Consider the following 25,456-nt stretch of genomic DNA (forward strand, 5'->3'; position numbering starts at 1 on the left):
AAGATGAAAATTGCTGTTGCTAGCTTAGGGGATCCGCGCTCGGTGAAAACCTGGTCTGGAATCCCGGCTCATATTATTAAAGCCCTTGAAAATCGAGGTCATCAAATCGTTGCTATCTCTCTGCGTAAACCTGCTGAACCCTGGTACTATAATTGGTTAAGGCGTTATTATTACAACACGCAAAAAAAGTGGTTCATGGCATTTGTTGAAAAAAAAGTTTTGCAGGCCATCGGTCAGCAATTCGACCAAGAGGTAAACCAAGCCAACCCTGACGTTGTACTAGCTATCCATGCTGATTTTTTGGCTTACACGACCTTTAAACAGCCATCTGTTTCTATACACGACACTACCTTTGCATCGCTTTTAGGATATTATAAAGATTTTAGCAGCCTCACCAGGCGTAGTATTAAGGCTGGGAATGATATGTACCAAAAAGCATTAAATAAAGTAGATGCTGCTGTCTTTTCGGCTACCTGGGCGTCCAATAGTGCTTTGAACGATTACCAGGTTCGGGCTTCAAAAATACATACCATTCCATTAGGTGCCAATCTGGACCATGCACCTGCTATGCAGGATGTACAAGCGTGGATTAACCGCCGGGCAGATGATGAAATATGCCGTTTTTTATTTCTGGGTGTAGTTTGGGAACGTAAAGGCGGACCAGATGCCGTAAAGTTTGTTGCCGAATTAAATCGATTAGGCATAAAGAGCAATTTAACCGTAGTAGGATGCAAGGCTGATGTGCCGGCAGAATACCAGCAGTATGTAATTCAAGCCGGTTTTCTGCGAAAGGATGTACCTGCCGAAGCCGAAAAGCTGAACAATTTATTCCAACAATCTCACGCTTTGCTGCTGCCCTCAGTTGCCGAATGTTATGGTTGCGTATACTGCGAGGCCAATGCTTATGGTACGCCCGCTATAGGCCGTGATACCGGAGGCATACCGGAAATCATCAAAGATGGTGTGAATGGCTTATTAATGCAGGTTGGCGAAACACCACAAAGCCTAGCCTCCAGATGGGTAGCTATATGGCGCAGTAAAGAAGCTTATCAAAATATATCTCTTTCTGCACGTGCAGAATTCGACAATCGTTTGAATTACGATGTTTTTTGCGACCAATTGGAAACCGTAATTAATAGTGTTCAATCTTTAGTATCAACTACATCATTTAAGTAATGAGTTCTGTAATTTGTACTCTGTTTGAAAACCGGTATCACTATGGAGTTGCTGCTTTAATTAATTCTTTATACAAGCAAGGCTTTCGGGGTGATATATATGCTGGTTACAAAGGTGATTTACCAGCCTGGGCAAAAGCTGCGCAGGAAGTAAACAGTAGCTGGATCGGTAGCCGTACTTTAAAGGTGACCGAAAGTTTACAGTTGCACTTTTTACCTTTAACTACCGATTATCATTTAACTAATTATAAACCTGATTTTATGTTGAGTTTGCTTGATGGGCCAGCAAAACAGGCAAATTGCTTATACTATTTTGATCCTGATATAACCGTTATTGCGCCCTGGAAATTTATTGAACGCTGGGCGGAAGGTGGTGTAGCTGTATGTGAAGATGTTAATTCTCCATTGCCGCAGCATCATCCACACCGGGTAGCTTGGCGTAAAACTTTTAAGGATGCTGGCATTTATTTAAATTTTAAAGAGGCTTTTTATGCTAACGGTGGCTATCTAGGTTTATGCAAACGGGACTTTGCTTTCTTGAACGTTTGGAAAGCGGTACAGGAAGCAATGGGCGAGCATATTGGTGGGTTAAACCGATCTATATTCAAATCTTATGCGGCATTGGCGCCCGATGCACAAGGACCGTTTGCGCCTTTTGGCCGAACCGACCAAGATGCTCTAAACGCTGCTATGGAAGCCTGGGATGGATCTGTAAGTTTAATTGGTAAAGAAGCGATGGCATTTATACCAGGTGGGGCTATAATGCCACATGCTTTGGGGAGCCCCAAACCTTGGGATTGGAAGCCTCTTTCCAGAGCGTTCAGCGGCAGGCCGCCAAGAATTATGGAACGTAAATACTGGGAATCTGCCCAAGGCCCAATTAACTTGTATTCTAACCGAACCATAGTCTACAAAAAGTTTAGCATCAGCATAGCTGCACTGATTGGGCGTTTTTATAAAAGAGCTTAAAGCGATTAAATAAAATAATTGCTTAACAAAACAGGAGAAAGAAGGTAACGATGAGAATCGCTTTTCTTTGTGGAGCTTTAGAGCCAGGGCGTGATGGGGTAGGAGATTATACCCGCAGGCTGGCTGGCGAACTCGCCAGAAACGGTCATGAACTTATTCTCATTTCCCTCAACGATAAATATATTGCTGCTGAATTCAATGGAGTTCAGGATGCTGATGGTACAATGCTGCAAGTTCGGCGTGTGCCTGGGCATACACCATTACCCAAAGCTTTAAATTTGGTAAAAGCTTGGTTGCAGGCATTTAATCCAGAGTGGGTGAGTCTCCAGTTTGTGCCATATTCTTTTCATCCTAAAGGTCTGCCATTTGGCTTTTTTCGAAAGTTGAAAGCAGTGGCTACTCAGGCAAAGTGGCATGTTATGTTTCACGAAATTTGGTTGGATAAGCCGGAACGTGCGGCACAGCAGTTGGTGATGCATGCGCAGAAGCTGATTATTTATATGGGTTTAGCGCAGTTAAAACCAAAACTAGTAACAGTAACGCTACCCTACAATCAGGCACGTTTACAGGCTATAGGCATTCAGGCTGAAATATCAGGCTTGTTTGGTAACATTGATAAAAGTTCTACTGAACAATTGCCGGCTTGCTTTAGTAAAGCAGCTGCGTATTCCGAAAAAGTACTTTACTTCGGTGGACCACCTCGAGGCACTTTTTTGCGGCAGGTGCTTGATGGCTTAGAACAATTTTGTAAAAGCCATTTGGGTAAAGTAAGTATCGTAATTGTGCGGGAAGGCTCGGCCGAGAAGCAACAGTTTATCGAAACGCTGAATAAAAGATTAGGATTATATGGCGCAGCGGTAATTGATTGCGGTTTTTTAGAACCTAATGAGTTGAGTACCGTATTAAGCAACTGTACAGTAGGTGTGGTACGTTCCGAACCTTACTTAATAGGTAAAAGTGGTGCTGCTATTGCTATGCTGGAACACGGAACTCCACTATGGCTGCCTAAGTGGGATGGCAAAGCACCTGCTGATTATCACTTTCGTTCTCATTTAATATTCTCGGAGTTACAAGAAGCAAATGCCTATCCGGCACAGTCCGAATATCAGCCTTTGTTACCTGAAATTGCCGAAAAGTTTATAACTCAACTAAATAATAGATAATTGTATATGCCGCAAACTGTTTACACTTTGCTTTGCGAGCGCGATGTACCTATGGCAACGGTAACGCTGCCTAAAATTTTGCGCTTCTTGCAACCCAATCAGCCGCTGGTGATTATTGATGATGGATCAATAACCGATAAAGGCACAGAAATGTTGTTGCAGTTATCGCCGGCTATACAGGTAATCAAGCGTAAAGAAAGGGAGGAACAGGTGTTGGATATGATTAGCCAGTATCCGGGTTGCCGCAAGTATCGTGATGAGTACGGCCCGGCGTTAAAGCTGATTGATATTCCTTTGCTGGCTCGTACAGCCAGCCCGAGGTTTACCTATACTGATTCAGACATTATTTACATTAAAAATTGTGAAGCCTACTTCGGGCAACAACAAAATACTTACCTGCGAACGGATGCTATAAAATTATCAGTTAAGTTATCAAACGTGTTTTTCAAATATCGGTGGCCTATACCTTATAAGTTTAACTCAGGATATTTTAGTTATGATACCCAAAAGTACGATCTGGATGTTATAGAATACTTTGTAACTCGGCCCGATGTGCGGAACAATAAGTGGGTGCATGAGCAAACCTGCTGGGCACTAATGTTTGGCAAATCAGGTCCGTCTTACAGCCCTGATGAAACACAGTTTGTCTGTCGCGAAAACTTAATCAGTCCGCAGCCGGAAACACGGGCTATACACTTAATCGGTAAGCTAAAAGGCAAACTGCATGATTGGTCGGCAGAGCATTATGAAGTTAGTGGCAATTCGGCTCAGCCACGATTCAACCTGTCAAGAAATGTTAATGTGATAGATTGGGCACAAAAATCTGCCCGAAGATTTTTACCCATCAAATGAAGATACTTTTCATTACCCATAAGTTTTATCCGGATATTGGTGGTATTGAAGTTAACTCAGAAATTCTGGCTTTAGCTTTTCACCAAGCTGGACATGAAGTCAGGATGCTGACCTGGACTAGCAGTACAGGTACTAAAACCTTTCCGTTTACCGTAATTAGGCAGCCCAGCAAAACGGTATTGTGGCAGGAGCACCGCCGGGCAGATTTAGTTTATGAAAATAATCCAGCTTTACAGCTCTCGTGGCCAGCACTATTCTTCAACAAACCTCATGTTATTGCCTTACGTACCTGGATTAACCGTATGGATGGCCGCATGGGCTGGCAAGATAAGCTCAAGCTATTTTGGTTGAAAAGAGCTACAGCCATTATTGCCGTAAGTGAAGCGGTACGTAAACGTTGCTGGGCAAATGCAACTGTTATTGGTAATCCTTACCGTAACCAACTGTTCCGGAAATTGCCAAGTGCTATTCGAGATAAAGATTTTGTGTTTATGGGGCGTTTGGTATCTGATAAAGGAGCCGATATAGCCATTAAAGCCTTGCACAAATTAAAAACAACTGAGCCAAACCGGCTACTAACGCTGACTATTGTAGGCAGCGGACCTGATTTATCTAAGCTGGAAAACCTGGTTGATAAGCTGGGGCTTAGTAACCAGGTTACCTTTACCGGCGCTTTGAGCGGTGAGGATTTAGTAGCGTGTTTAAACCGCCATCGGTTTCTGCTGGTACCCTCTACTTGGGAGGAGCCTTTCGGTAACGTAGCTCTGGAAGGCATGGCATGCGGCTGTCTGCCTATCGTGTCTGATGGCGGGGGCTTGCCCGATGCAGTAGGTAAAGCTGGGCTAGTGATATCCCGCAATAATGTAGTCGCATTGGCGGCCGGCATACAAAATATATTGGATCATCCAGAACTGGAACAACAGTTTCGCCAAGCATCTGATCCTCATTTGGTCATGCATCATCCACAAAATGTAGCAGCGCAGTATTTAAAGGTAATTGAGCAAGCCAGTACTAAATCATAAATTGATGACGAAAGTAGTTTTATTACATCCTACCGGGAACGCCAACGTTCGTGCTACGGCTTACGGCTTGCACAATGCCCATCTGCTTGAACAGTTTTTTACTGCTATAGCTTCATTCCCGGGCGATTGGCTGGATAAATTAAGTGGCTTACCTGGGTTGGGTGAAGTTAAACGTCGTCAGTACAGTCCAGAGATAAAATCGCTTACGCGATATTCACCATGGTATGAACTAAGCCGACTTTTAGCTTTGAAGTTGAAAATGAAAAGCTTGGTTCAGCATGAAACCGGCGTATTTTCTGTAGATAGTGTTTACCAGCATCATGATCAATGGGTGGCTTCCAAGTTAAAGAGCTTTACTGGCAAAGCCGAAAATACGGCAGTATATGCTTATGAAGATGGTGCCCGTTTTTCTTTTCAGAAAGCAAAGCAATTGAATATACCTTGTTATTATGATTTGCCCATTGGCTACTGGCGTGCAGCCAGACGCTTGTTGCAAGCCGAAATAGAAAAATGGCCCGATTGGACATCTACCTTAACCGGCTTTAAAGATTCAGCAACTAAGCTGGGCTATAAAGATGAAGAACTACATCTGGCCGATCACATTTTTGTAGCCAGTAGCTTTACCGCAAAAACCCTGCAAGATTTTCCTGGCAAATTAGCTCCGATAACTGTAGTGCCTTACGGCTTTCCGCCGGTATGTGAAAAACGAGAATACGCCAGTCAGCATGGGCCTTTGCGCCTATTGTTTGTTGGTGGGTTATCGCAACGCAAAGGCATAGCTAACTTATTTGAGGCGGTAAAAGCATTTGGTACACATGTGGAACTAACCGTAGTGGGCCGTAAAGCCAGTAACAACTGTGCAGCCTTAGATGAAGCATTAGCCCAGCACCGGTGGATACCCAGTTTGCCCCATGCCGAAATATTAAAGCTGATGCAAACGCAGGATGTATTTGTTTTTCCATCCTTATTTGAAGGTTTCGGGCTGGTGATAACCGAAGCCATGTCTCAAGGTACGCCCGTTATTACTACCGATCGTACTGCCGGGCCTGATGTAATTACTCATGCCGAAGATGGCTGGCTGGTAGAAGCCGGCTCAACTGAAGCGTTACAGCAAGCTATAGAACAGCTGCTGCTAAACCGAAACTTGATTGCCGATGCAGGTAGGGCTGCTATGGAAAGAGCCCGGCAAAGACCTTGGTCTGTTTACGGCCAGGAGTTAGCTGCCCGCATCGAAGCTATATCAAAAGGTACCATAACGGGTAACTTATAAGTGAAACTATACGTTAAATTGCAAACAGTTCACCTGTAAATATGACCGCAGCCAGTATTGACAACTCCACAGGCTATGAACTAAGCCCTATACGCAATAAAAAAAAGCCCGCGCGTAAAATTGTTAAGAAGAAAGATCCGCATCAATCACTTAAAAACGCGATATGGATATATTTTTTATTGCTGATTTTTGAAGGAGCTTTGCGTAAGTGGTTTTTACCAGCATTGGCAACACCACTTTTATTAGTTAGAGACCCAATTGCTATGTGGGCTATGTATAAGGCATCAAGTCTGAAGATATTCCCGCGCAATAATTACATACCTGTAATAGTTACAGTGGGTGTAATCAGCATTTTTACAGCAGTTGCTACAGGTCATGGAAATATACTGGTAGCTTTCTATGGAGCCAGACCCTTCTTATTCTATGTGCCATTCATGTTTATTATGGAGCGGATTTTAGTACGGGAAGATATAATCAAGATAGGCAAAGTAACTCTATGGTTATCCATTATGATGACGGTATTAATTGCTTTGCAATTTTACAGTCCGCAAAGTGCATGGGTGAATCGTGGAGTAGGTGGAGATGAAGCGGGTGCCGGGTTTAGTGGTGCTTTAGGCTACCAACGCCCACCAGGTACTTTTTCATTCACCAATGGAACTACGCTTTTTTATAGCTTTTTAAGTGGCTATGTGCTTTATTTCTGGCTCAATCCTGATAGCGTAAACAGATGGTTGTTGCTGGCTTCTACAGGAGCATTGCTGGCTTCTATACCACTTTCTATCAGTCGTACCTTAATGTTTTCAGTAGGGGTTACTGTAGTATTTATTGTATTAGCTATTGCCCGAAAGCCCAAATATATTGGTAAAATGATGGGTGCCAGTGTGGGGTTAGTCATTGTTATTATGGCGCTCAGTCAAACTGAATTCTTTAATACAGCTATGCGGGCACTTACCGCACGTATTGAAACCGCAAACGAACAATCAGAGGGTGGCGATTTACAAAGCTCTATAGTTGACCGGTATCTGGGAGGTATTACTGTGCCTTTCAGGCATATAGGCGATATGCCCTTTTTAGGGTATGGCTCAGGTATGTTAACATCGGTAGGGTCTAAGCTATTATCGGGTAAAGTTGTATCCGGAATATCAGAAGGGGAGTTTGCCAGATTGATGTCTGAGTTAGGGTTAGTAATGGGGATAATTATCATTATTGCCAGAACCGGTATTTTGATCGATATAATCAAAAAGTCGTACCAGAAGCTAAAAGCCGGCGACCTACTACCTTGGGCATTACTCAGTTTTGCTGTATTACAGGGGCCTCAGTGTAATTGGGCACAACCTACCTCATTAGGTTTTAGTGTGTTTGGTGTCGGGCTAGCGCTGGCAGCTTGTAAAAAACGATATAAAAGAAAGCCCGTAACTATCGCTTAATAACAACCTTAAGATTTCACTTACACATATGCGCATTATCTTTTTTACTCATCCTCCTTTTCTGGGTTCGCAAAGCATGCCCAGGTTTGCCCGGATGTTGGCAGAAGGTATGCAAAATCGTGGACATGAAACTGAGGTATGGACGCCTGAAGCTAAGTTTTATCTTTTACCCGTTCCGCAAATGTTTAAAAAATGGATGGGCTATATCGATCAATATTTGGTTTTTCCGGCACAGGTACGCAAACGAATGGCGCAGTATGGCAACAATACCTTGTTCGTTTTTACCGATCAGGCTTTAGGCCCCTGGGTACCCCTGGTAGCTAAACGACCACATGTAATTCATTGCCATGATTTTTTAGCACAGCAATCCGCTTTGGGACAAATTTCTGAAAATCCAACCAGCCGTAGTGGGCAACAGTACCAGGCTTACATTCGTTCCGGTTACCAGCAAGGTAAAAACTTTATCTCCGTATCTCATAAAACACAGCAGGATTTACACCAATTTTTAGGTCAGATACCGCCTAAATCATTAATGGTTTATAATGGCTTAAATCAAAAATTTATAGCAGGCAACACCTTATCAGCTAGAAAAAACTTGAGTGCCCAATTAAGCCTTGATTTAAATAATGGTTACTTGCTACATGTTGGTGGGAACCAATGGTACAAAAACCGTACTGGGGTAATTGAAATTTATAATGAATGGCGCAAAACAGCAGCCCAGTCTTTACCGCTGCTCATGATAGGAGCCGTACCCGATGCTAAATTAACAACACAATACGAAAGTTCTCCGTATAAAGAAGATATCCACCTGGTAAGTGGTAAAAGTGACGATGTAGTTAAACTCGCCTATCAAGGAGCTGCTGTATTTCTTTTTCCATCACTGGCCGAAGGTTTTGGATGGCCAATAGCAGAAGCAATGGCTTCAGGATGCCCGGTAATTACCACAGGCGAAGCGCCCATGACCGAAGTAGGCGGTGAGGTGGCCTTCTACATACCCCGGCGCCCGCAAACAGGAGCAGAAGTACAAGCATGGGCACAAGATGCCGCAACTCAGGTAAGCCGCATTCTGGCTTTTCCTGCTGCCGATCGGGAGCAGCAGGTTGCTAAAGGTTTAATTAATGCAGCCAGATTTAATGCTGATGGAACGTTGAATCGACTAGAGCACATTTACCAGGATATTTTACAAGCAGCTTTGTAACGCTGTACCAAACAAGTGTATTGTTAAAGCATGAAGATACTCCATATCGTACCCTCTTACAAACCAGCTTACATTTATGGCGGACCTATCGAGTCGGTGGCCCGGCTATGTGAAGGACTGGTAGCCGATGGCCATGAGGTACAGGTGTACACCACTACAGCCAACGGTAAAACCGAACTGGAGGTGCCCGCTGGTAAGCCGGTTAATGTGGATGGCGTACAGGTAACTTATTTTCCGCGCATTACTAAAGATCCTACCCATGTTTCTCCGGCTTTATGGAAGCAGCTGTATCAAACCGTAGCAGCATATGATGTAATTCACATTCATTCCTGGTGGAATATACTAGTTATGGTAGCTGCTAAAATAAGCTTATCCAAAAATACTAAAGTAGTAGTTGCTCCGCGTGGTATGCTTAGCCAATACATTTTTAACTCAGGTAACAGTAAAGCCAAAAAGTTGATGCATAAAGCTTTTGGCAAAAGTATTTTAGCGCAATGTTATTTTCATGCTACTTCCGGGGCCGAATACCGGGAATGCGAACAACTGATACCCGGCTGGAAAGGGTTTGAACTACCCAACATTATTGCCCTGCCAGCCACACCTGTTCAGCATCAACCTAATCGTGTATTTACTATTGTGTTTTTATCGCGGGTTCATCCTAAAAAAGGATTAGAACTCTTGTTTGAAGCCATTAGCGGATTGCATCAACCAGTTGTGTTAAGAATTGCCGGCACGGGTGATGAAGATTACATTCAACAATTGAAGCAGTTATCAAAGCAATTAAATATCAGCAACCAAATAGAATGGTTAGGCTGGAAGAACCGCGATGAAAAGTTTACTGAGTTGATGGATGCTGATCTATTCGCGTTGGTATCCTTGAATGAAAACTTTGCTAATGTGGTTGTTGAAGCTTTGCACATGGGAACAGCTGTGTTATTATCTAAAGATGTAGCCTTATCGGAGTTTGTAGCCAAAACTGAAACTGGCTGGGTAAGCCAATTGGATGTTGAATCCATCAGGAAGCAGTTAACTGCTGCTATAAATAACGTTCCCAAACGGGAGTATATACGGCAGCATGGCCGTGCAATAATTGAAAAACACTTTTCGGAAAAGCAGTTGATTAGCCAGTATGTATCAGCCTATAAAAATTTGAACTGAACAAGTATAAGCTACATTTTAAAAGAAGTCACGAGATAGACAATAGATATTTGATATTGATTTATGGAGATTGTTAAGCCGGAACTGTTACAAGCCCTTATTTTAACTAAAAACGAAGAGCCAAACATTAAGCGCGTACTGGATAAGCTTACCTGGTTGCAGAAAGTGGTAGTTGTAGATAGTGGCAGTACGGATAACACGCTCACGATTATGCAAGCCTATTCCAATGTGGAGGTGGTTTATCGCAAGTTTGATACGTTTGCTCAACAATGTAATTATGGCCTTACTTTACTAAACAGCGAATGGGTGCTGAGCCTAGATGCCGACTATGTTTTAACAGATGGCTTTATTGAAGAAACTCGCTCGTTTATCGCAACAAAAAACGATAAGGTAGCCTATCTTACCAAGTTTGAATTTCTGATTTTCGGTAAACAACTAATTAATAATAATACGACTCCGCGGCCAGTATTATTTAAACGTAATGCAGGTTCTTATTTTGATGATGGGCATGCTCATCGCCTTAAGATTGATGGGGCAGAAGGCTTTTACCACTCGAAGATTTTACATGACGATCAAAAATCGCTTAGCCGCTGGATCAGCAACCAAGATGGTTATTCTATTCGGGAGTGTAACAAGTTACTAGATAGCAGTAACCCTGATGCTAACTCTATATTAAACCGTATCCGATGTACTAAAGTACTGGCACCTTTCTTTGTGTTTTTCTATTGCTTGTTTGTGCGTGGCTTATTTTTAAGCGGCTGGGCAGGCTGGTACTATACTTTGCAGCGCACCATGGTTGAAATTTTATTTGCCTTACGGCTTATTGAAGAAGAAAACTTAAAAGGTAAGTAGTTAATCAACATGAACAATACCTTATCACGAAGCTCACGGGTCCGGCTTGACGAATTCAACCCAGCAGGTTTTAACCGTGGAGCAAGTAAATTTAAAGAGGTTACTTGGTACTTTTGTAAAATGCTGTTTTTTCTGACAGCTATGCCTTTCCCAAACGGTTTCAAAATAAGTATTTTAAAGTGGTTTGGCGCAAAAGTGGGTGCTGGAGTTATCATCAAACCCCGTGTAAATATTCATTTTCCTTGGAAACTGGAAATCGGTAACCATGTATGGATAGGGGAAGAAGCATTTATTTTAAACTTTGAGAAAGTAACTATTGGCGACCATGCCTGCCTATCTCAACGTGCATTTCTTTGTGGTGGCAATCATGATTTTCGTGATCCGGCTATGCCTTACCGCAATGGGCCCATTACATTATGTCAAGGTGTATGGATTGGTGCTGGTTGCTTTATAGCACCTAATATAACTATAGATATTGATAGTGTAATTACAGCTGGCAGCGTAGTAACACAAAATGTACAAGCCAACAGTATTTACCGAGGGAACCCAGCAGTCTTTATCAAACCCAGATGGGTAAACTGAATTTAAGTATTTTAATATATTTGATAACTCTACTAAGTATTTCTACGTATAAAAGTCATATATTTTAATTTATTTAAAATATCTAAACAGTTCTCTTGCTGATTGTAGAATTAGCATTCTCTTAGTCAGCGTTGTTTTCTCGTGTTCCCTATTTTTAGTAAGCTACCCTGAATATTTAGTTGATGAGTAATAAAAACATTCTTTTGATAAGCCAGAACTTTGCGCCTGAGCCCACTGGCATAGGCAAATATAATGGTGAAATGATAGATTGGTTGGCTGCTCATGGGCATAAATGTACGGTAATCACCACTTATCCTTATTATCCTTACTGGAAGGTACAAGCTCCATACAAAAACAGAGGATATAAAAAGGAAGTAATATCGTATCCTGAAGGAGGTGAAATTGTAATATACCGTTGTCCTGCGTACATCCCTGCAAACCCTACAGGTAAAAAGCGTATGCTTCAGGATTTGTCTTTTTGGATATTTAAATTCTGGGTGGTATTAAAGCTGATGCTTTCCTCTAAAGTTTTTGATTTAATATTAACCGTAGCACCCTCTTTTCATTTAGGCTTTTTAGGGTTAATGTTAAAAAAGCGGAATGGGGGAAAGGTACTATATCACATTCAGGATTTACAGATTGAGGCTGCACAAGATTTGAATATGCTTTCTAATGAAAAGCTGTTTGAACGTTTGTATAAAATAGAAAAGAAAATACTAGAAAGTGCCGATTTTGTTAGTAGTATATCAGATGGCATGATTGCAAAAATCAAAGCCAAAGTTGACCGTGATGTACTGTTCTTTCCCAATTGGGTTGATACTTCATTCTTTTGCCCGTTAGCTGAACGCCACCAGCTGAAATCTCAATGGAAGTATGCTCCAAACGACATCGTATTTTTATATTCGGGAGCAATTGGCGAAAAGCAAGGCTTGGAAGGTATACTGCATGCCGCTGAACTTTTAAAGCAACATCGTGATATTAAATTTATCATTTGTGGTTCAGGACCATTCAAGCAAAAACTAATAGAACAAGCTGATGAAAAGCAGTTGACTAACGTAGCTTTCTTGCCTGTTCAGGATAAAGGTAAATTTAATGCTTTCTTAAACATGGCCGATTTTCATTTGATTTTGCAAAAAGCAAATGCGGGTGATTTAGTTATGCCTTCTAAGCTTACTACAATTTTGGCAGTAGGAGGAGCAAGTATTGTTACTAGTTCGCCCGATACTACACTTTACAACGTAGTAAATAAGTATGATTTAGGTTATATTGTTGAACCGGAAAATTATCAGTTACTGGCTGATAGTATTTTAGAAATTATAGCGGATCAGGCTACGATTGAAGCAAAGCGTGAAAATGCCAGAAAGTACGCTATAAACTACCTGAATATAGATAATATAATGAATACTTTTGCAGGAGATGTTTTCAAAAAAGTAGAATCTGCTGCTTTTCAATTACATTAACTAAATCAAATAAGAACATTTTTAAAAGGTTCACTTCAAATTACACGCACGATATTAGACGATGAAAAAAGCGATAGTTACCGGGATCACGGGTCAGGATGGGGCCTACTTAACGGAGTTGTTATTGGAAAAGGGCTATGAGGTGCATGGCATCAAGCGTAGGTCTTCTTTGTTCAACACCGACCGCATTGACCACTTGTACCAGGATCCGCATGAGGGTAACCCGCGCATGGTGCTGCACTTTGGGGATCTGTCCGACTCGACCAATCTGATCCGCATTATTCAGCAGGTACAACCCGATGAGATCTATAACCTGGGTGCCATGTCGCACGTGAAGGTAAGCTTTGATACGCCGGAGTACACCGCCAATGCCGATGGTATCGGTACGCTGCGCATCCTGGAAGCGGTACGCCTATTGGGCTTAACGGAAAAGACCCGCATCTATCAGGCTTCTACCTCGGAGCTATACGGACTGGTGCAGGCCGTGCCACAATCCGAAACTACGCCGTTCTACCCGCGTTCGCCTTATGCCGTAGCTAAGCTGTACGGCTACTGGATTACTGTGAATTATCGGGAAGCTTACAACATGTATGCTTGCAATGGTATTTTGTTTAACCACGAAAGCCCGCTGCGTGGCGAAACCTTCGTGACCCGTAAGATCACCCGTGCGGTAGCGAAGATTGCTATGGGCTTACAAGATAAGCTATACTTGGGCAACTTGGATGCACAGCGCGACTGGGGACATGCCAAAGACTATGTAGAGGCCATGTATCTGATCCTGCAACAAGAGAAACCCGAAGACTTCGTGATTGCCACCGGTGTGACCACCCGTGTACGGGAGTTTGTCCGCCTAGCTTTTGAGCGCGTTGGCATCGAGGTGACCTTCCGCGGCGAAGGTGCGAGCGAGAAAGGCTATGTAGTAAGCTGCACTAACCCGGACTACCAGATAGAAGAAGGCACCGAAGTGGTTGCGGTAGATCCTAAGTACTTCCGCCCAACCGAAGTGGATTTGCTGATTGGTGATCCGACCAAATCCCAAACCCAGCTGGGCTGGAAGCCAAAGTATGACCTGCAAGCGTTGGTAAGCGAGATGGTAGATGCCGATGTGGAGCTGTTCCAGAAAGAAAAGCTGCTGAAGGATTCCGGCTACAAGATCAAAAACCAGTACGAATAAGCTATCCTTTTTTTAGTCACTATTCCACTCACGTTAAAGCGTTAGATACCAAGCTATGGAAAAAGGAGCAAAGATATACATTGCCGGACATCGCGGCATGGTCGGCTCGGCTATTGTGCGCAAGCTGCAGGCCGAGGGCTACCAACACCTTATTACACGCACCTCCTCAGAGCTGGACTTAAGAAACCAGCAGCAGGTGCAGGACTTTTTTGCCCGCGAGCAGCCCGAGTACGTGTTTTTGGCTGCGGCCAAGGTGGGCGGCATTGTGGCCAACAACACCTACCGGGGCGAGTTCTTGTATGACAACTTGCAGATTCAAAACAACATCATTCATGCCTCGTATCTGCAAGGCGTCAAAAAGCTGATGTTTTTAGGTTCGAGCTGCATTTACCCCAAGTTAGCCCCGCAGCCGCTCAAAGAAGCGTATCTGCTGACGGGCCTGTTGGAGGAAACCAACGAGCCGTATGCCATTGCCAAGATTGCCGGCATTAAGCTGTGCGATGCTTACCGGGCACAGTACGGGTGTAACTACATCTCAGTGATGCCCACCAACTTGTATGGCTATAATGACAACTACCATCCGCAGAACTCGCATGTACTGCCGGCGATGATCAGAAGGTTTCATGAAGCCAAAGAGCAGGGGCTGCAAGAAGTGGTAATTTGGGGTACGGGTACACCGCGCAGAGAGTTTTTGTTTGCCGATGATCTGGCAGCTGCTTGTTATTACCTGATGGAGCACTACAATGAGCCGGGACTGGTAAACATCGGCACGGGCGAGGATATCAGCATTCGGGAGCTGGCCGAGTTAGTGAGTCAGGTGGTGGGCTATGAGGGCTCGATCAGTTTGGATACCAGCAAGCCTGATGGTGCCCCGCGTAAGCTCATGGACGTGTCTAAGCTGCATGAATGGGGCTGGCACCACACCATTGAACTGCCGCAAGGCATCCAACTCGCTTACCAGGACTTCCTCCTTAAACAAAGGGAAGGATCAAATACAACAGTTTTAGTTTAAAGTATACAATTCAACAAGTAAAAGGAAAGAAGATATGAGAATAGCAGTCGTGGGGACGGGGTATGTGGGTCTGGTTACCGGCACGTGTTTAGCGGAGACGGGCAACGAGGTGGTGTGTGTAGACATCAACCAGAAGAAAGTAGAGATGATGCAACAAGGGCAGCTGCCCATCTATGAGCCGGGGCTGGAGCAGCTCTTTCACCGCAACATTGCCCAGGGCCGCCTACGTTTTACCACCTCGCTCTCGGAGGGCATCGAAGAGGCCAAGATCATCTTTTTAGCCCTGCCTACCCCGCCGGGCGGCAATGGCGCCGCAGACCTGAGTTACGTACTGGGTGCCGCAGCTGATATTGCCGGGCTTTTGACCAGCTATAAAGTGATTGTGACCAAGTCTACCGTTCCGGTAGGCACAGCCGATAAGGTGACTGCTATCATGCAGCAGCACATTCGTGAAGGGGTGAGCTATGCCGTAGTGTCTAACCCCGAGTTTTTGCGCGAGGGCGTAGCCGTAGAAGACTTCATGAAGCCGGACCGCGTAGTGGTGGGTACCTCCGATGAGCGGGCCCGCAAGCTGATGGCCGAGCTGTACGGCCCTTATGTACGCCAGGGTAACCCCATCATCTTTATGGATGAGCGCTCTTCGGAACTGACCAAGTATGCGGCCAACTCCTTTTTAGCTACCAAGATCTCCTTTATGAACGAGATTGCCAACCTGTGCGAGCGCGTAGGCGCCGACGTGGACATGGTGCGCAAGGGCATCGGCGCAGATGAGCGCATCGGCAGAAGGTTCTTGTTTGCCGGCATTGGTTATGGCGGCAGCTGCTTTCCGAAAGACGTACAGGCGCTGGCCAAATCAGCCGAGGAAAACCACTACGACTTCAAGATCCTGGATGCGGTGATGGACGTCAACCAAACCCAAAAGCGCATGCTGGTAGAAAAAGTAAGCAACTACTACCAGGGCGATCTGAGCGGCAAGCACTTTGCCTTGTGGGGACTGGCCTTTAAGCCGGAAACGGATGACATCCGTGAAGCCCCGGCACTGGAGATTATTGATGCGCTGCTTTCGGCAGGCGCTACGGTGTCGGCCTTTGACCCGGAAGGCATGAACAATGTCAAAGCGCTGCTGGGCGAGAAGATTACCTTTGCCGAGAACCCGTATGCAGCGCTGGAAGGCGCCGATGCACTGCTGATTGTTACCGAGTGGCAGCTGTTCCGTACGCCGGACTTTGAGCGCGTAGGCTCGCTGCTGAAAGCCAAGGTCATCTTTGATGGGCGTAATTTGTACGACATTCAAAAGATGATTGACTGCGGCTTTTACTACAACTCCATCGGCCGCAAGGTGGTGGGCCGGGAACAAGTTGTAGAAAGTAGTAAGGCTTAAGTATTGAGTAAAAAATAGAAAGTAACCAGTAACCAGTAACCCTTCTACCGTATACTCTTAAACGAAAGACCCTCATAAAAAAAGAAAGGGTAAGCCAGCGGAGAAAAGTTCTTTAGGCTTGCTGGGTTTACCCTTTTAGTAGATAGCTTTAGCGCACTGATCCGATTTCATAACGCATTCAACTATTCAATAGCATTACCATTATGACTAACCTGCAAGGTAAAAGAGTACTCATCACGGGTGCAGCCGGTTTTCTGGGCTCGCACCTCTCGGACCGCTTTATTAAGGAAGGCTGCCGGGTGGTGGGTATGGATAACCTCATTACCGGCGATCTGCGCAACATCGAGCATTTGTTTAAGCTCGAGCAGTTCGAGTTTTATAACCATGACGTATCCAAGTTCGTGCACGTACCGGGCGAGCTGGACTACATTCTGCATTTTGCCTCACCGGCATCTCCCATCGACTACTTAAAGATCCCGATCCAAACACTCAAGGTAGGTTCCTTAGGCACGCATAACCTGTTGGGACTGGCCCGGGCCAAAGGCGCGCGCATCCTGGTGGCTTCCACCTCGGAGGTGTATGGCGACCCTTCGGTAAACCCGCAGCCTGAGGAGTACTGGGGCAACGTGAACCCGGTAGGCCCCAGAGGCGTGTATGATGAGGCTAAGCGCTTTCAGGAAGCCATCACTATGGCTTACCACACCTTTCACGGGCTCGAAACGCGCATCGTGCGCATCTTTAACACGTATGGCCCTAGAATGCGGCTGAATGACGGACGGGTGCTGCCAGCTTTCATTGGTCAGGCGCTGCGCGGTGAGCCGCTTACCATGTTTGGAGACGGTAGTCAGACGCGCTCGTTTTGCTACGTGGATGATCTGGTGGAGGGCATTTACCGGCTGCTGCTGAGCGATTACGTGCAGCCTATGAACGTGGGCAACCCCGATGAGATTACCATCCGGGAGTTTGGCGAGGAGATCATCAGGCTCACCGGCACCGATCAGCAGCTCATCAGTAAGCCGCTGCCCACCGATGACCCTAAGCAAAGAAGGCCGGACATCACCAAAGCCAAGGCGCTGCTGGGCTGGCAGCCCAAGGTAAGCCGGCAAGAAGGGCTCAAGATTACCTACGAGTACTTCCGCTCGCTGCCTGAACACGAAATTCAACATAAAGAATTTACACAGTTCATTAAGTAATTCTTTTATAGAATCTATAATAAACAACAAAGCCCTTAGGTATATACTTAAGGGCTTTGTTGTTTATCTGACTGTGTTGGTGTTCAATAGGCCAACTTTCTTTTAGCTACACACATTAGCGACAATGCGCTGCTAGGTAGAGAAGGATTCCTACCTGATAGAATATTGCCAATTTTGTATTTCATTTCAGGATTGCCAATGTTACCCTGTAATACTTCTTCGCCTAAATCATGGTTGTGCGGATATACTTTTACATCAAAGCCATGGGGTTCCAGTACACTTTCAAATAATTCGCGTTTTACGCCATGCCCAGGTTTATGATGTGTTTCACACGCTAAAGCCCATTTTTGCTGTTCAGCCGATTTATGAAAGCTGTAACCAGTAAGCCTATAATACAACAAACGGGCTTGCCATAACAACATACCTACGCCTTTATAATTCCAGGCCGAATGTTGCGGATCATGATCGGTAACCAGTACGCCACCAGGTTTTACTAAACGAGCAGCCTCTTTTAAAACAGAATCCATGTTTTCAGAATGGTGTAAGGCAGCATTCAGTACAACAATATCTGCAATTTCTGATTTAAAGGGAAGATTATTAGCATCAGCTAATACCGGAGTGTAGCCCAGATTACCAGCTAACTCTAATGATTTTGGCGCAACATCCACCCCAATTAAATGCTTGGGCTTACCTTGCAATGTTGCAAATATATTACCCGGCCCACAACCTATATCAATCACTACCTTGTTAGTCCAATCGCCTGTAGCAGCTTGCCATCGGCTCTTGAAAGTATCGCTGCGATGACAATAAGTAAGATATTCTTCAGCCCATTCAGGATGATTGAAGTAATACACATTGGCATCTAAAGATTGGGAACGTCTGTGGATGGGAAACTCAAAGTAATTACCCTGATCTGTAAATTTTGCCTCTTCTTTTAAAAACTGCTGTATCTCTGCTTTCATAATGTTCGCTACCTATTAGTTAAGAATAAGAAGTATCTAGGCATCTGTTTAACTTTTACGGCTGTTAACAAAAACTTGTTACTTACTATATAGGTAAATAGCTTATTATCAGTAGATAATATCAGGTTTGATAACGGGTAATAACTTAACGATGAAAGTGGATTAATATTAAATAGTTTAAAGTTAAAGCATAGAAGATTTAATAATAAGTTAATCATAAAAAAAGCGGATAGCTTGAGGCTATCCGCTTTTAGATATGGTTTGATGCGTGCTTATTTACTGGCTTTATCAGTTTTAACTGGTTTTACTGCTTTAGCTGGTTTTTCTTTTTTAGCACTTTTAGCAGAAACTGGTTTTTGCTGTACTTTATAATCCCAAGTTTCGTTTTTAAAGTTTTGTATTTTAGCTTCAACAGCTTCAGAGCTGGCTTGTGTATTTTGGTTAGCGTTGGTTGCACTTAATTGTGCTGCGGTTAATTGCAAAGCAGGATCAGAGGCGCCGGCTTGCCCATTGTTGGTTGTTCCGGTAGATCTTACAATTACGCTGCTGTATTTTTTCTGAAGAAAAATATCGTCCAGACTGGTATCATATAATTTTCGTTCAGGATCTGAAAGATCTTTGGTGGCAAAATAATCACGGCATTGTGGGAAATATAACCAGAATACAGGCGCTTCGCCAATTTCCTGACCACCAGCCTGAATACTTTTTAAAGGAGCTATGCCTATAATACGACTTACTACCAGCGAGCGTTTTTTATCAAAGTAAATATCTTCCTTAATCCTGAATTTGGTAATGCGCTCCGGGTTAAAATCATTTAATACCATTTTAGATCCTACTTTGTTGCCGTTAGCATCAAATTGATCAACCATGGCACTATCCTGTAACAAACCCATAGCATGGCTTACTCTTAAAGGTTTGGCAAATGTACTGTCGCTATTAGTAATGCTGGGCTGATATGCCGTTATACGGCGTAATTTTACCCCTTCCAATACAACAGAAGCCAAGGTTGAACCAGGAGTGTTCAGTAACATATTTTTGGGGTCTTTCAGGTCAATGTCTCGCCAAACACGTTTGTAAAATCTAACATCATTGCTGTTAACTGCAGGGTAAGCAAATGATTTTGCGCGCGTATATAAGGTGTTTTTATAGTAACCATCCATAGGCACAATAGTATCAATCGGCATATCGGCAGTGTCGGGTACGGCTTGGGCAGTTACTGGCGCTACTGATGCGTGTTCGGGTGTTCTAGTAAAAGCAGGCTCAGTAGTAGGTGCGGTAGTTCTGGTTGTAGTGCGTTTAGTTGTTCTGGCACTTCGTGACTTGGTAGTACGGGCGGTGCTTCTACGTGATTTACTTTTTTGCGCTTCTGCTACGTTGCACACCAATATCAAACTGAGCAGGCACACAGCAGAAACGTAAATTTTATGCGTTATATTTTTCATTCTTGAATTGTTTAAGCTGTATTAAGTGGTTACTTGATACAGCTTTGTATCTAATTTGATATTCTCGATTAAAGTTTAGCGATTTTGCGGGTTTTAACCTGATCTGGAGTAATATCCGGTGCAGGCATTACACATCTGAAACCAATATAAGAGTGAGATACATTTTGCAGTTCATAGCTCCGGTTGATCGGGCTCAGCATACTGCCGTTATCTTTCCATGATCCGCCTCTTACTACTTTGCGTCTTAAAATTTCACTATCGTTGTCATTGGCATCGTATAGTAGTACCGGGTTCAAATCATGAATAAATTCTTTATATGATGGGCTGAAGGCATCCAGTGTCCATTCGGAAACGTTACCCAACATATTGTATAATCCTAACTTGTTAGGAGCATAAGATTTTACGGGCATTGTTGTGGTAGCCCCATCTTGTGCATAATCACCTTCACGCTGTTTGAAGTTAACAATCAGTTCATCTACATCTTTTTTCTTTTTTCTATTTTGCTGGTCACGAACGGTGGTATGAATAGCAGCTAGCTTGTTCATATCTGTATCGCGCATACCATAAGAAGCAGCGTACTCCCATTGTGCTTCGGTAGGCAGATTGAACACCAGATTAAATGTTCTGACAATAGAGTTGGGACCTACTTGTCTTAAAAATATTTTACTTCTCCAGTTAATGTAGCACCGGGCCTGTTTCCAGGTTACACCAACTACCGGATAATCATTATAACCTAAATTGGTATAGTAGTTATTATCCATCATTTCCATCTGTGCATTTGGAAAATCTTCAGTCCAAACTTTGGTATCAGGCAAAACTGGAATGTATTCTGTAGCATATTTACTTACACCCTGACGATTAGTAACCAAATGGGTGAATGAATATTTTACTTTCTCCTCGTTAAGCTTCAGTTCCCCATTTTCCATGTATACCATTTGATTAATCAGGCGGTTACGTATTTCGGGGCTGGTGCTTTTCCACAAAGGCTCCCGGCCATCAATCTGATTCCAGTTAATTCTTTTGTTGGTATCAATAGGCGCTTCCGGAATAGCAGGACTGCCTTTTTTGCCACCTGATTTTACTGCTTTAGGCTTATCAACTTTTACAAAGTATTTCGGATCTTTTAAATAATCGGTTATTGCTACCGAATCAGCTACCCAATCTACAAACGTGCGGTATTGCTTGTTGGTAACTTCTGTTTTGTCCATAAAAAAGGCGCTTACTGTTACTCTTTTCTGAGATGTATCGCCAGCAATGGCTGTATCTGTTATTGAAGGTTTATCAATAATGGTTCCGGCCGGAACGTAAATCATACCCGGAGGCGCCATGGCGTTTAATGTTGGTACGCTAGTTCTGACGTTCGGGATAGTGTACAGGTCTGCTAAACGTTTATTATGGTTACAGGCTGATAGGGCTAGAATGGCGGAAAGGGAAATTGCAATACGGGAAAAAGTTATTTTCATTGCGAGATGAAGTTACGTTTCTGGTGATAAATCAACTTTAAATACTTGCTATTAAAAGAAGTTAAAAACCTTTTGTTTAGCTGAATATTGATTTGATAGTAATTTGATATGTTACGATAGTTGATTGCTATGCCAATGAATTATGTTTAAAATAGTTAAGATTAACCCAATATAGTAAGCATACCCACTAGTGTGAAATTATATACAATATTTGCTCAATAATATATAATTCTTTAATATTTCAATTATTTCATTACAATACTAATAATAAATGTTTATAAAGTAACATGCTATTTTTTTAAATGTACCTTAAGTTTAATGCTTGTTAATTGCCGATTAAATAACTATCAATGCTATAACAATAATAAACTATTAAGCTAATTTGCTTCATTGCACTAACATGGTTTTAATTATGATAGATGTTTATTAAGTAGCTTAAACGACCAATTAAAAATCTTGTTATAAAATTTAATCTATATATGACGGAAGTTTTGTGAGTATTATTGCCCGCTATTTCATATACTTCATGTTTGATTGAATGTTTAATCAGTATATTGCTATTTAAAATTCTAATTTTACAGCCTACAATAAGCAAGATGCTTTCTACAATTCAATCGCATATTCAATCTTCTATACAGGTAAAACAGGCTATCTTGGCCGATAAAGCCATCCTGAACTTAATTGAAAAGTCGGCACGTGTTATTGCGGATGCGTACCGAAATGGCAAAAAAACTTTATTGGCTGGTAACGGAGGCAGTGCGGCTGATGCACAACATATTTCAGGCGAGTTTGTGAGTCGTTTTAACTTTGACCGTCCTGCTATTCCATCTATTGCTTTATCAACCGATACTTCTATATTAACCGGTATAGGTAATGATTATGGTTATGAGCGTTTGTTTGCCCGGCAAATTGAAGCACATGGCAATGTGGGTGATGTTTTTATCGCTATATCAACTTCCGGTAACTCCCCAAACATTATTAAGGCGCTTGAAACCTGCCAAACAAAGGGAGTAATATCCATAGGTTTAACTGGTGAAAGCGGAGGTAACATGGCCGCATTGTGTGATTATTGTATCAAAGTACCATCGGTGCAAACCCCTCGTATTCAGGAGTCACATATTCTCATCGGCCATATTATGTGCCATTTGGTAGAGGATGAGTTGTTTGGACAGTATCGTAACGTAAAGTGATTATATTACATCTATCTATTTATATACATGAGTAAAATTATTGTTTTTGGGGCATCAGGGCAGTTAGGTCAATGCCTTAAGCAAGTAGTAGCAGAGCAGCAGATAACTGATGTACACTTTTTTTCTGGAACTGAAGGTAACGTCTTGAACATGGATGTACTGGATGAAATTTTTAAAAATGAACACCCCGCTTACTGTATTAACTGTGCTGCTTATACAGCAGTTGACAAGGCTGAAGACGAAATTGAAATAGCCCGCAAGGTTAACAAAGATGGTGCCGCTAACCTGGCCCAACTTTGTAAAACCTATCAATCTACACTTATTCATGTTTCTACCGATTTTGTGTTTGAAGGAACTGCGCCATACCCGCAGGTAGAAACTGACGCCACTAACCCGATTAATGTTTACGGTTTAACCAAACTGGAAGGTGAGCAGGCTATTGCTGCTACTTTACCGCAGCATTATATTATCAGAACCAGCTGGTTGTATTCAGAACATGCCAATAATTTTGTGAAAACCATGTTGCGATTAGGCAAGGAGAAAGATGAACTCAAAATTATTGCTGACCAAATAGGCACACCAACTTACGCTATTGATTTAGCTCGTTGTATTGTGCACCTTATTTTAAACGATAAGCACCAGTATGGTGTTTACCATTATAGTAATGAGGGGGTAACTTCTTGGTATGATTTTGCCAAAGCTGTTTTTGATATAAGCGGCGTGCAAATACGAGTATTACCTGTACGTACCAGCGAATACATAACCAAAGCCATACGGCCAGCTTATTCAGTGATGGATAAAACTAAAATTAAAACCATGCTGGGGATAGAAGTTCCGTATTGGCGCGAAAGCTTGAATATTTGTATAACTAAGCTGCAGAAGCAGCAATAATACTATCAATATACCGGATAATGCCAGTTAGATCATCAGGTGCAAACCAGGTGATCTGTTGGTCTTTCCTGAACCAGGTAAGCTGGCGCTTGGCAAAACGTCGGGTATTTTGCTTAATAAGTTCAACAGCCTGGGGTAAACTGGTTTTGCCGTCCAAGTAATCAAAAATTTCTATATAGCCTACCGTATTTAACGCATTAAGGTGGCGAAAATGTAAAAGTTGTTCCACTTCGGCCACTAAGCCTTGTGCAAGCATCATATCAACGCGTTGATTGATGCGCTGGTATAAAGCTTCACGCGGCATATCTAAGCCTACTTTAATAATCTGAAAGGGCCGTTGTTGTTTATTGCCTGTACGAAACGCAGAGTAGGGAGTGCCGGTACTCTCAAATACTTCTAAAGCACGTATAAGGCGCTGTGGATTGTTTAAATCAACCTGCTGGTAGTATCCCGGATCGGCAATTTTCAATCTATCCTGCAGATAGCTGATGCCGCATTGCGCAAAAGCTTCATTCAAATTGTCGCGAACGCCGGCTTTTACATTGGGTAGTTCATCAAAGCCTTCTTCTACAGCTTTTACATACAAGCCCGAACCTCCAGCTATAATAGCTAAGTTATATTGTGTAAATACCTGCTTAAGTACCTGAAGAGCCTGTTGTTCAAAATCAGCAACGGTAAAGGTGTCGGTTACCGAATGCGAATTGATAAAATAGTGCTGGGCTGCTGCCAATTCATCTGGTGAAGGCTTGGCAGTGCCGATAGTCATTTCGCGATAAAACTGCCTGGAATCAGCTGATAAGATAGCCGTATGGTAATGCTGTGCTAAGGTGATTGCGGCGGCAGTTTTACCTATAGCAGTTGGTCCGGCTATAACTATTAAGTATTTACGGCTCATAAAAAATAAAAAGGGCTTTCTGTTAGTTAATACATCCTGAACAGAAAGCCCTATAAATAAAAGTATTATAGATTAATAATCATCATGGCCGCCTTTGCTGCGAGGTTCGTCTTCGTCAAAACTTTCATTGTCTGAAAACTCATTGCCAAATTCATCCTCTTCATCATGGCTTTCCTCTTCATCGTGCCCGGCATCACCTGAACCTGGTACTTCTTCAAAGTCTTCAGTTTCTTCAGGGTTGTATTCCATCTCGTTTAGAAAATCAAAATCTTCGTTGGTTGGTGGAATAACCGTTGGATTATATACATTTCCAAACTGTTTAGGAGCCTCACCTACGCTTTTCGCAGTGGCTGGATAAGCAGTGCCTGGTGTTTCATCCAGTATTTTTACCAACTCTACATGAAAGTCGAAAGGACGATCAAAATTGGAGGTATAATAAAATTTTTGGTGTGGGTCATCAATATAGTTGCTCAGCTTAGCGTTTTCCATTAGCACTACGCCCCGGTTAACTTTACGTTCGCTAGGTTTATAAGCTATTTCTTCTCCTTTAGTCCATTGGTCGTTGCTAATGTAGAAAGAAGAAGAGTAGTCAGGATTATAGCCCACAGCTTGATGAATAGCTTGATGTAAATCAGCAAAGGTTTGGGTGGATTTAATGTCTATTTCCCGGCTTACATCATCGTAATCCTCAAAAGTAACTCTAAAACGGTATAGTGCCATTTTTA

At 43.0% G+C, this 25,456-nt stretch carries 23 protein-coding genes; 18 read left to right on the forward strand and 5 right to left on the reverse strand.

Going from position 1 to position 25,456, the window contains the following annotated elements:
- The first annotated feature begins 3 nt into the window (after positions 1-3).
- From HH214_RS14260 to HH214_RS14335, 16 genes are all read left to right on the forward strand, one after another.
- Entirely contained in the window at positions 4-1,176 is a 1,173-nt protein-coding gene (locus HH214_RS14260) for a glycosyltransferase family 4 protein (protein WP_169608714.1), read from the forward strand.
- Positions 1,176-2,144, forward strand: a complete 969-nt coding sequence (locus HH214_RS14265; RefSeq protein WP_169608716.1) for a hypothetical protein — start codon at positions 1,176-1,178, stop codon at positions 2,142-2,144. The genes HH214_RS14260 and HH214_RS14265 overlap by 1 nt, the downstream gene beginning before the upstream one ends.
- 50 nt (positions 2,145-2,194) lie before the next feature.
- Entirely contained in the window at positions 2,195-3,307 is a 1,113-nt protein-coding gene (locus HH214_RS14270; protein WP_169608718.1) for a glycosyltransferase, read from the forward strand.
- 6 nt (positions 3,308-3,313) lie between these two features.
- Positions 3,314-4,159, forward strand: coding sequence for a hypothetical protein (locus HH214_RS14275; protein ID WP_169608719.1), 846 nt, complete (start codon positions 3,314-3,316; stop codon positions 4,157-4,159).
- The gene (locus HH214_RS14280) at positions 4,156-5,181 is read left to right on the forward strand and encodes a glycosyltransferase family 4 protein (protein WP_211166231.1); all 1,026 of its coding nucleotides are present in this window, start codon (positions 4,156-4,158) and stop codon (positions 5,179-5,181) included. The genes HH214_RS14275 and HH214_RS14280 overlap by 4 nt, the downstream gene beginning before the upstream one ends.
- Positions 5,182-5,185: 4 nt before the next feature.
- Positions 5,186-6,451, forward strand: coding sequence for a glycosyltransferase family 4 protein (locus HH214_RS14285; protein ID WP_169608721.1), 1,266 nt, complete (start codon positions 5,186-5,188; stop codon positions 6,449-6,451).
- A gap of 41 nt (positions 6,452-6,492) precedes the next feature.
- Positions 6,493-7,878: a hypothetical protein gene (locus tag HH214_RS14290; RefSeq protein ID WP_169608722.1), complete on the forward strand. Its 1,386-nt coding sequence runs from the start codon at positions 6,493-6,495 to the stop codon at positions 7,876-7,878.
- Positions 7,879-7,906: 28 nt separating this feature from the next.
- Positions 7,907-9,076 (forward strand): glycosyltransferase, encoded by a 1,170-nt coding sequence (locus HH214_RS14295; protein WP_169608724.1) that lies wholly within the window; start codon positions 7,907-7,909, stop codon positions 9,074-9,076.
- A 30-nt stretch (positions 9,077-9,106) separates the two neighbouring features.
- Complete coding sequence (locus HH214_RS14300) at positions 9,107-10,234, forward strand: XrtY-associated glycosyltransferase XYAG1 (RefSeq protein ID WP_169608726.1); 1,128 nt, start codon at positions 9,107-9,109, stop codon at positions 10,232-10,234.
- Positions 10,235-10,297: 63 nt separating this feature from the next.
- On the forward strand, positions 10,298-11,086 hold the full coding sequence (locus HH214_RS14305; protein ID WP_169608728.1) for a glycosyltransferase family 2 protein: 789 nt from the start codon (positions 10,298-10,300) through the stop codon (positions 11,084-11,086).
- A 9-nt stretch (positions 11,087-11,095) separates the two neighbouring features.
- A complete protein-coding gene (locus HH214_RS14310; RefSeq protein WP_169608730.1) occupies positions 11,096-11,668 on the forward strand; it encodes a WcaF family extracellular polysaccharide biosynthesis acetyltransferase in 573 nt (190 codons plus the stop codon).
- Between the two features lie 182 nt (positions 11,669-11,850).
- Positions 11,851-13,128 carry a WcaI family glycosyltransferase gene (locus HH214_RS14315; protein ID WP_169608732.1) on the forward strand — a complete coding sequence of 426 codons (1,278 nt, stop codon included), beginning with the start codon at positions 11,851-11,853 and terminating at the stop codon, positions 13,126-13,128.
- Between the two features lie 61 nt (positions 13,129-13,189).
- The gene (gene gmd, locus HH214_RS14320) at positions 13,190-14,302 is read left to right on the forward strand and encodes a GDP-mannose 4,6-dehydratase (protein ID WP_169605436.1); all 1,113 of its coding nucleotides are present in this window, start codon (positions 13,190-13,192) and stop codon (positions 14,300-14,302) included.
- Between the two features lie 55 nt (positions 14,303-14,357).
- On the forward strand, positions 14,358-15,314 hold the full coding sequence (gene fcl / locus HH214_RS14325; protein ID WP_169608734.1) for a GDP-L-fucose synthase: 957 nt from the start codon (positions 14,358-14,360) through the stop codon (positions 15,312-15,314).
- A gap of 34 nt (positions 15,315-15,348) precedes the next feature.
- Positions 15,349-16,695: a UDP-glucose dehydrogenase family protein gene (locus HH214_RS14330; protein ID WP_169606032.1), complete on the forward strand. Its 1,347-nt coding sequence runs from the start codon at positions 15,349-15,351 to the stop codon at positions 16,693-16,695.
- Between the two features lie 212 nt (positions 16,696-16,907).
- A complete protein-coding gene (locus HH214_RS14335; RefSeq protein ID WP_169611029.1) occupies positions 16,908-17,888 on the forward strand; it encodes a UDP-glucuronic acid decarboxylase family protein in 981 nt (326 codons plus the stop codon).
- A gap of 83 nt (positions 17,889-17,971) precedes the next feature.
- Here HH214_RS14335 and HH214_RS14340 read toward each other — a convergent pair whose 3' ends face one another.
- The 3 genes from HH214_RS14340 to porK form a co-directional block, all read right to left on the reverse strand.
- A complete protein-coding gene (locus HH214_RS14340) occupies positions 17,972-18,850 on the reverse strand; it encodes a class I SAM-dependent methyltransferase (protein ID WP_169608736.1) in 879 nt (292 codons plus the stop codon).
- 272 nt (positions 18,851-19,122) lie between these two features.
- Entirely contained in the window at positions 19,123-20,292 is a 1,170-nt protein-coding gene (gene porN / locus HH214_RS14345; RefSeq protein ID WP_169608738.1) for a type IX secretion system ring subunit PorN/GldN, read from the reverse strand.
- A gap of 68 nt (positions 20,293-20,360) precedes the next feature.
- The gene (gene porK, locus HH214_RS14350; RefSeq protein WP_169608740.1) at positions 20,361-21,755 is read right to left on the reverse strand and encodes a T9SS ring complex lipoprotein PorK/GldK; all 1,395 of its coding nucleotides are present in this window, start codon (positions 21,753-21,755) and stop codon (positions 20,361-20,363) included.
- Positions 21,756-22,351: 596 nt separating this feature from the next.
- Between porK and HH214_RS14355 the strand changes: the two genes are divergently transcribed.
- On the forward strand, positions 22,352-22,945 hold the full coding sequence (locus HH214_RS14355; protein WP_169608742.1) for a D-sedoheptulose-7-phosphate isomerase: 594 nt from the start codon (positions 22,352-22,354) through the stop codon (positions 22,943-22,945).
- Between the two features lie 27 nt (positions 22,946-22,972).
- Entirely contained in the window at positions 22,973-23,836 is an 864-nt protein-coding gene (gene rfbD / locus HH214_RS14360; RefSeq protein ID WP_169608744.1) for a dTDP-4-dehydrorhamnose reductase, read from the forward strand.
- Here the strand turns inward: rfbD and miaA are convergent.
- Complete coding sequence (gene miaA / locus HH214_RS14365; RefSeq protein ID WP_169608746.1) at positions 23,814-24,731, reverse strand: tRNA (adenosine(37)-N6)-dimethylallyltransferase MiaA; 918 nt, start codon at positions 24,729-24,731, stop codon at positions 23,814-23,816. The two genes, rfbD and miaA, sit on opposite strands and share 23 nt — an antisense overlap.
- A gap of 72 nt (positions 24,732-24,803) precedes the next feature.
- On the reverse strand, positions 24,804-25,451 hold the full coding sequence (locus tag HH214_RS14370; RefSeq protein WP_169608748.1) for an IS1096 element passenger TnpR family protein: 648 nt from the start codon (positions 25,449-25,451) through the stop codon (positions 24,804-24,806).
- Positions 25,452-25,456 lie beyond the last annotated feature (5 nt).

The organism is Mucilaginibacter robiniae (assembly GCF_012849215.1).
Classification (GTDB): domain Bacteria; phylum Bacteroidota; class Bacteroidia; order Sphingobacteriales; family Sphingobacteriaceae; genus Mucilaginibacter; species Mucilaginibacter robiniae.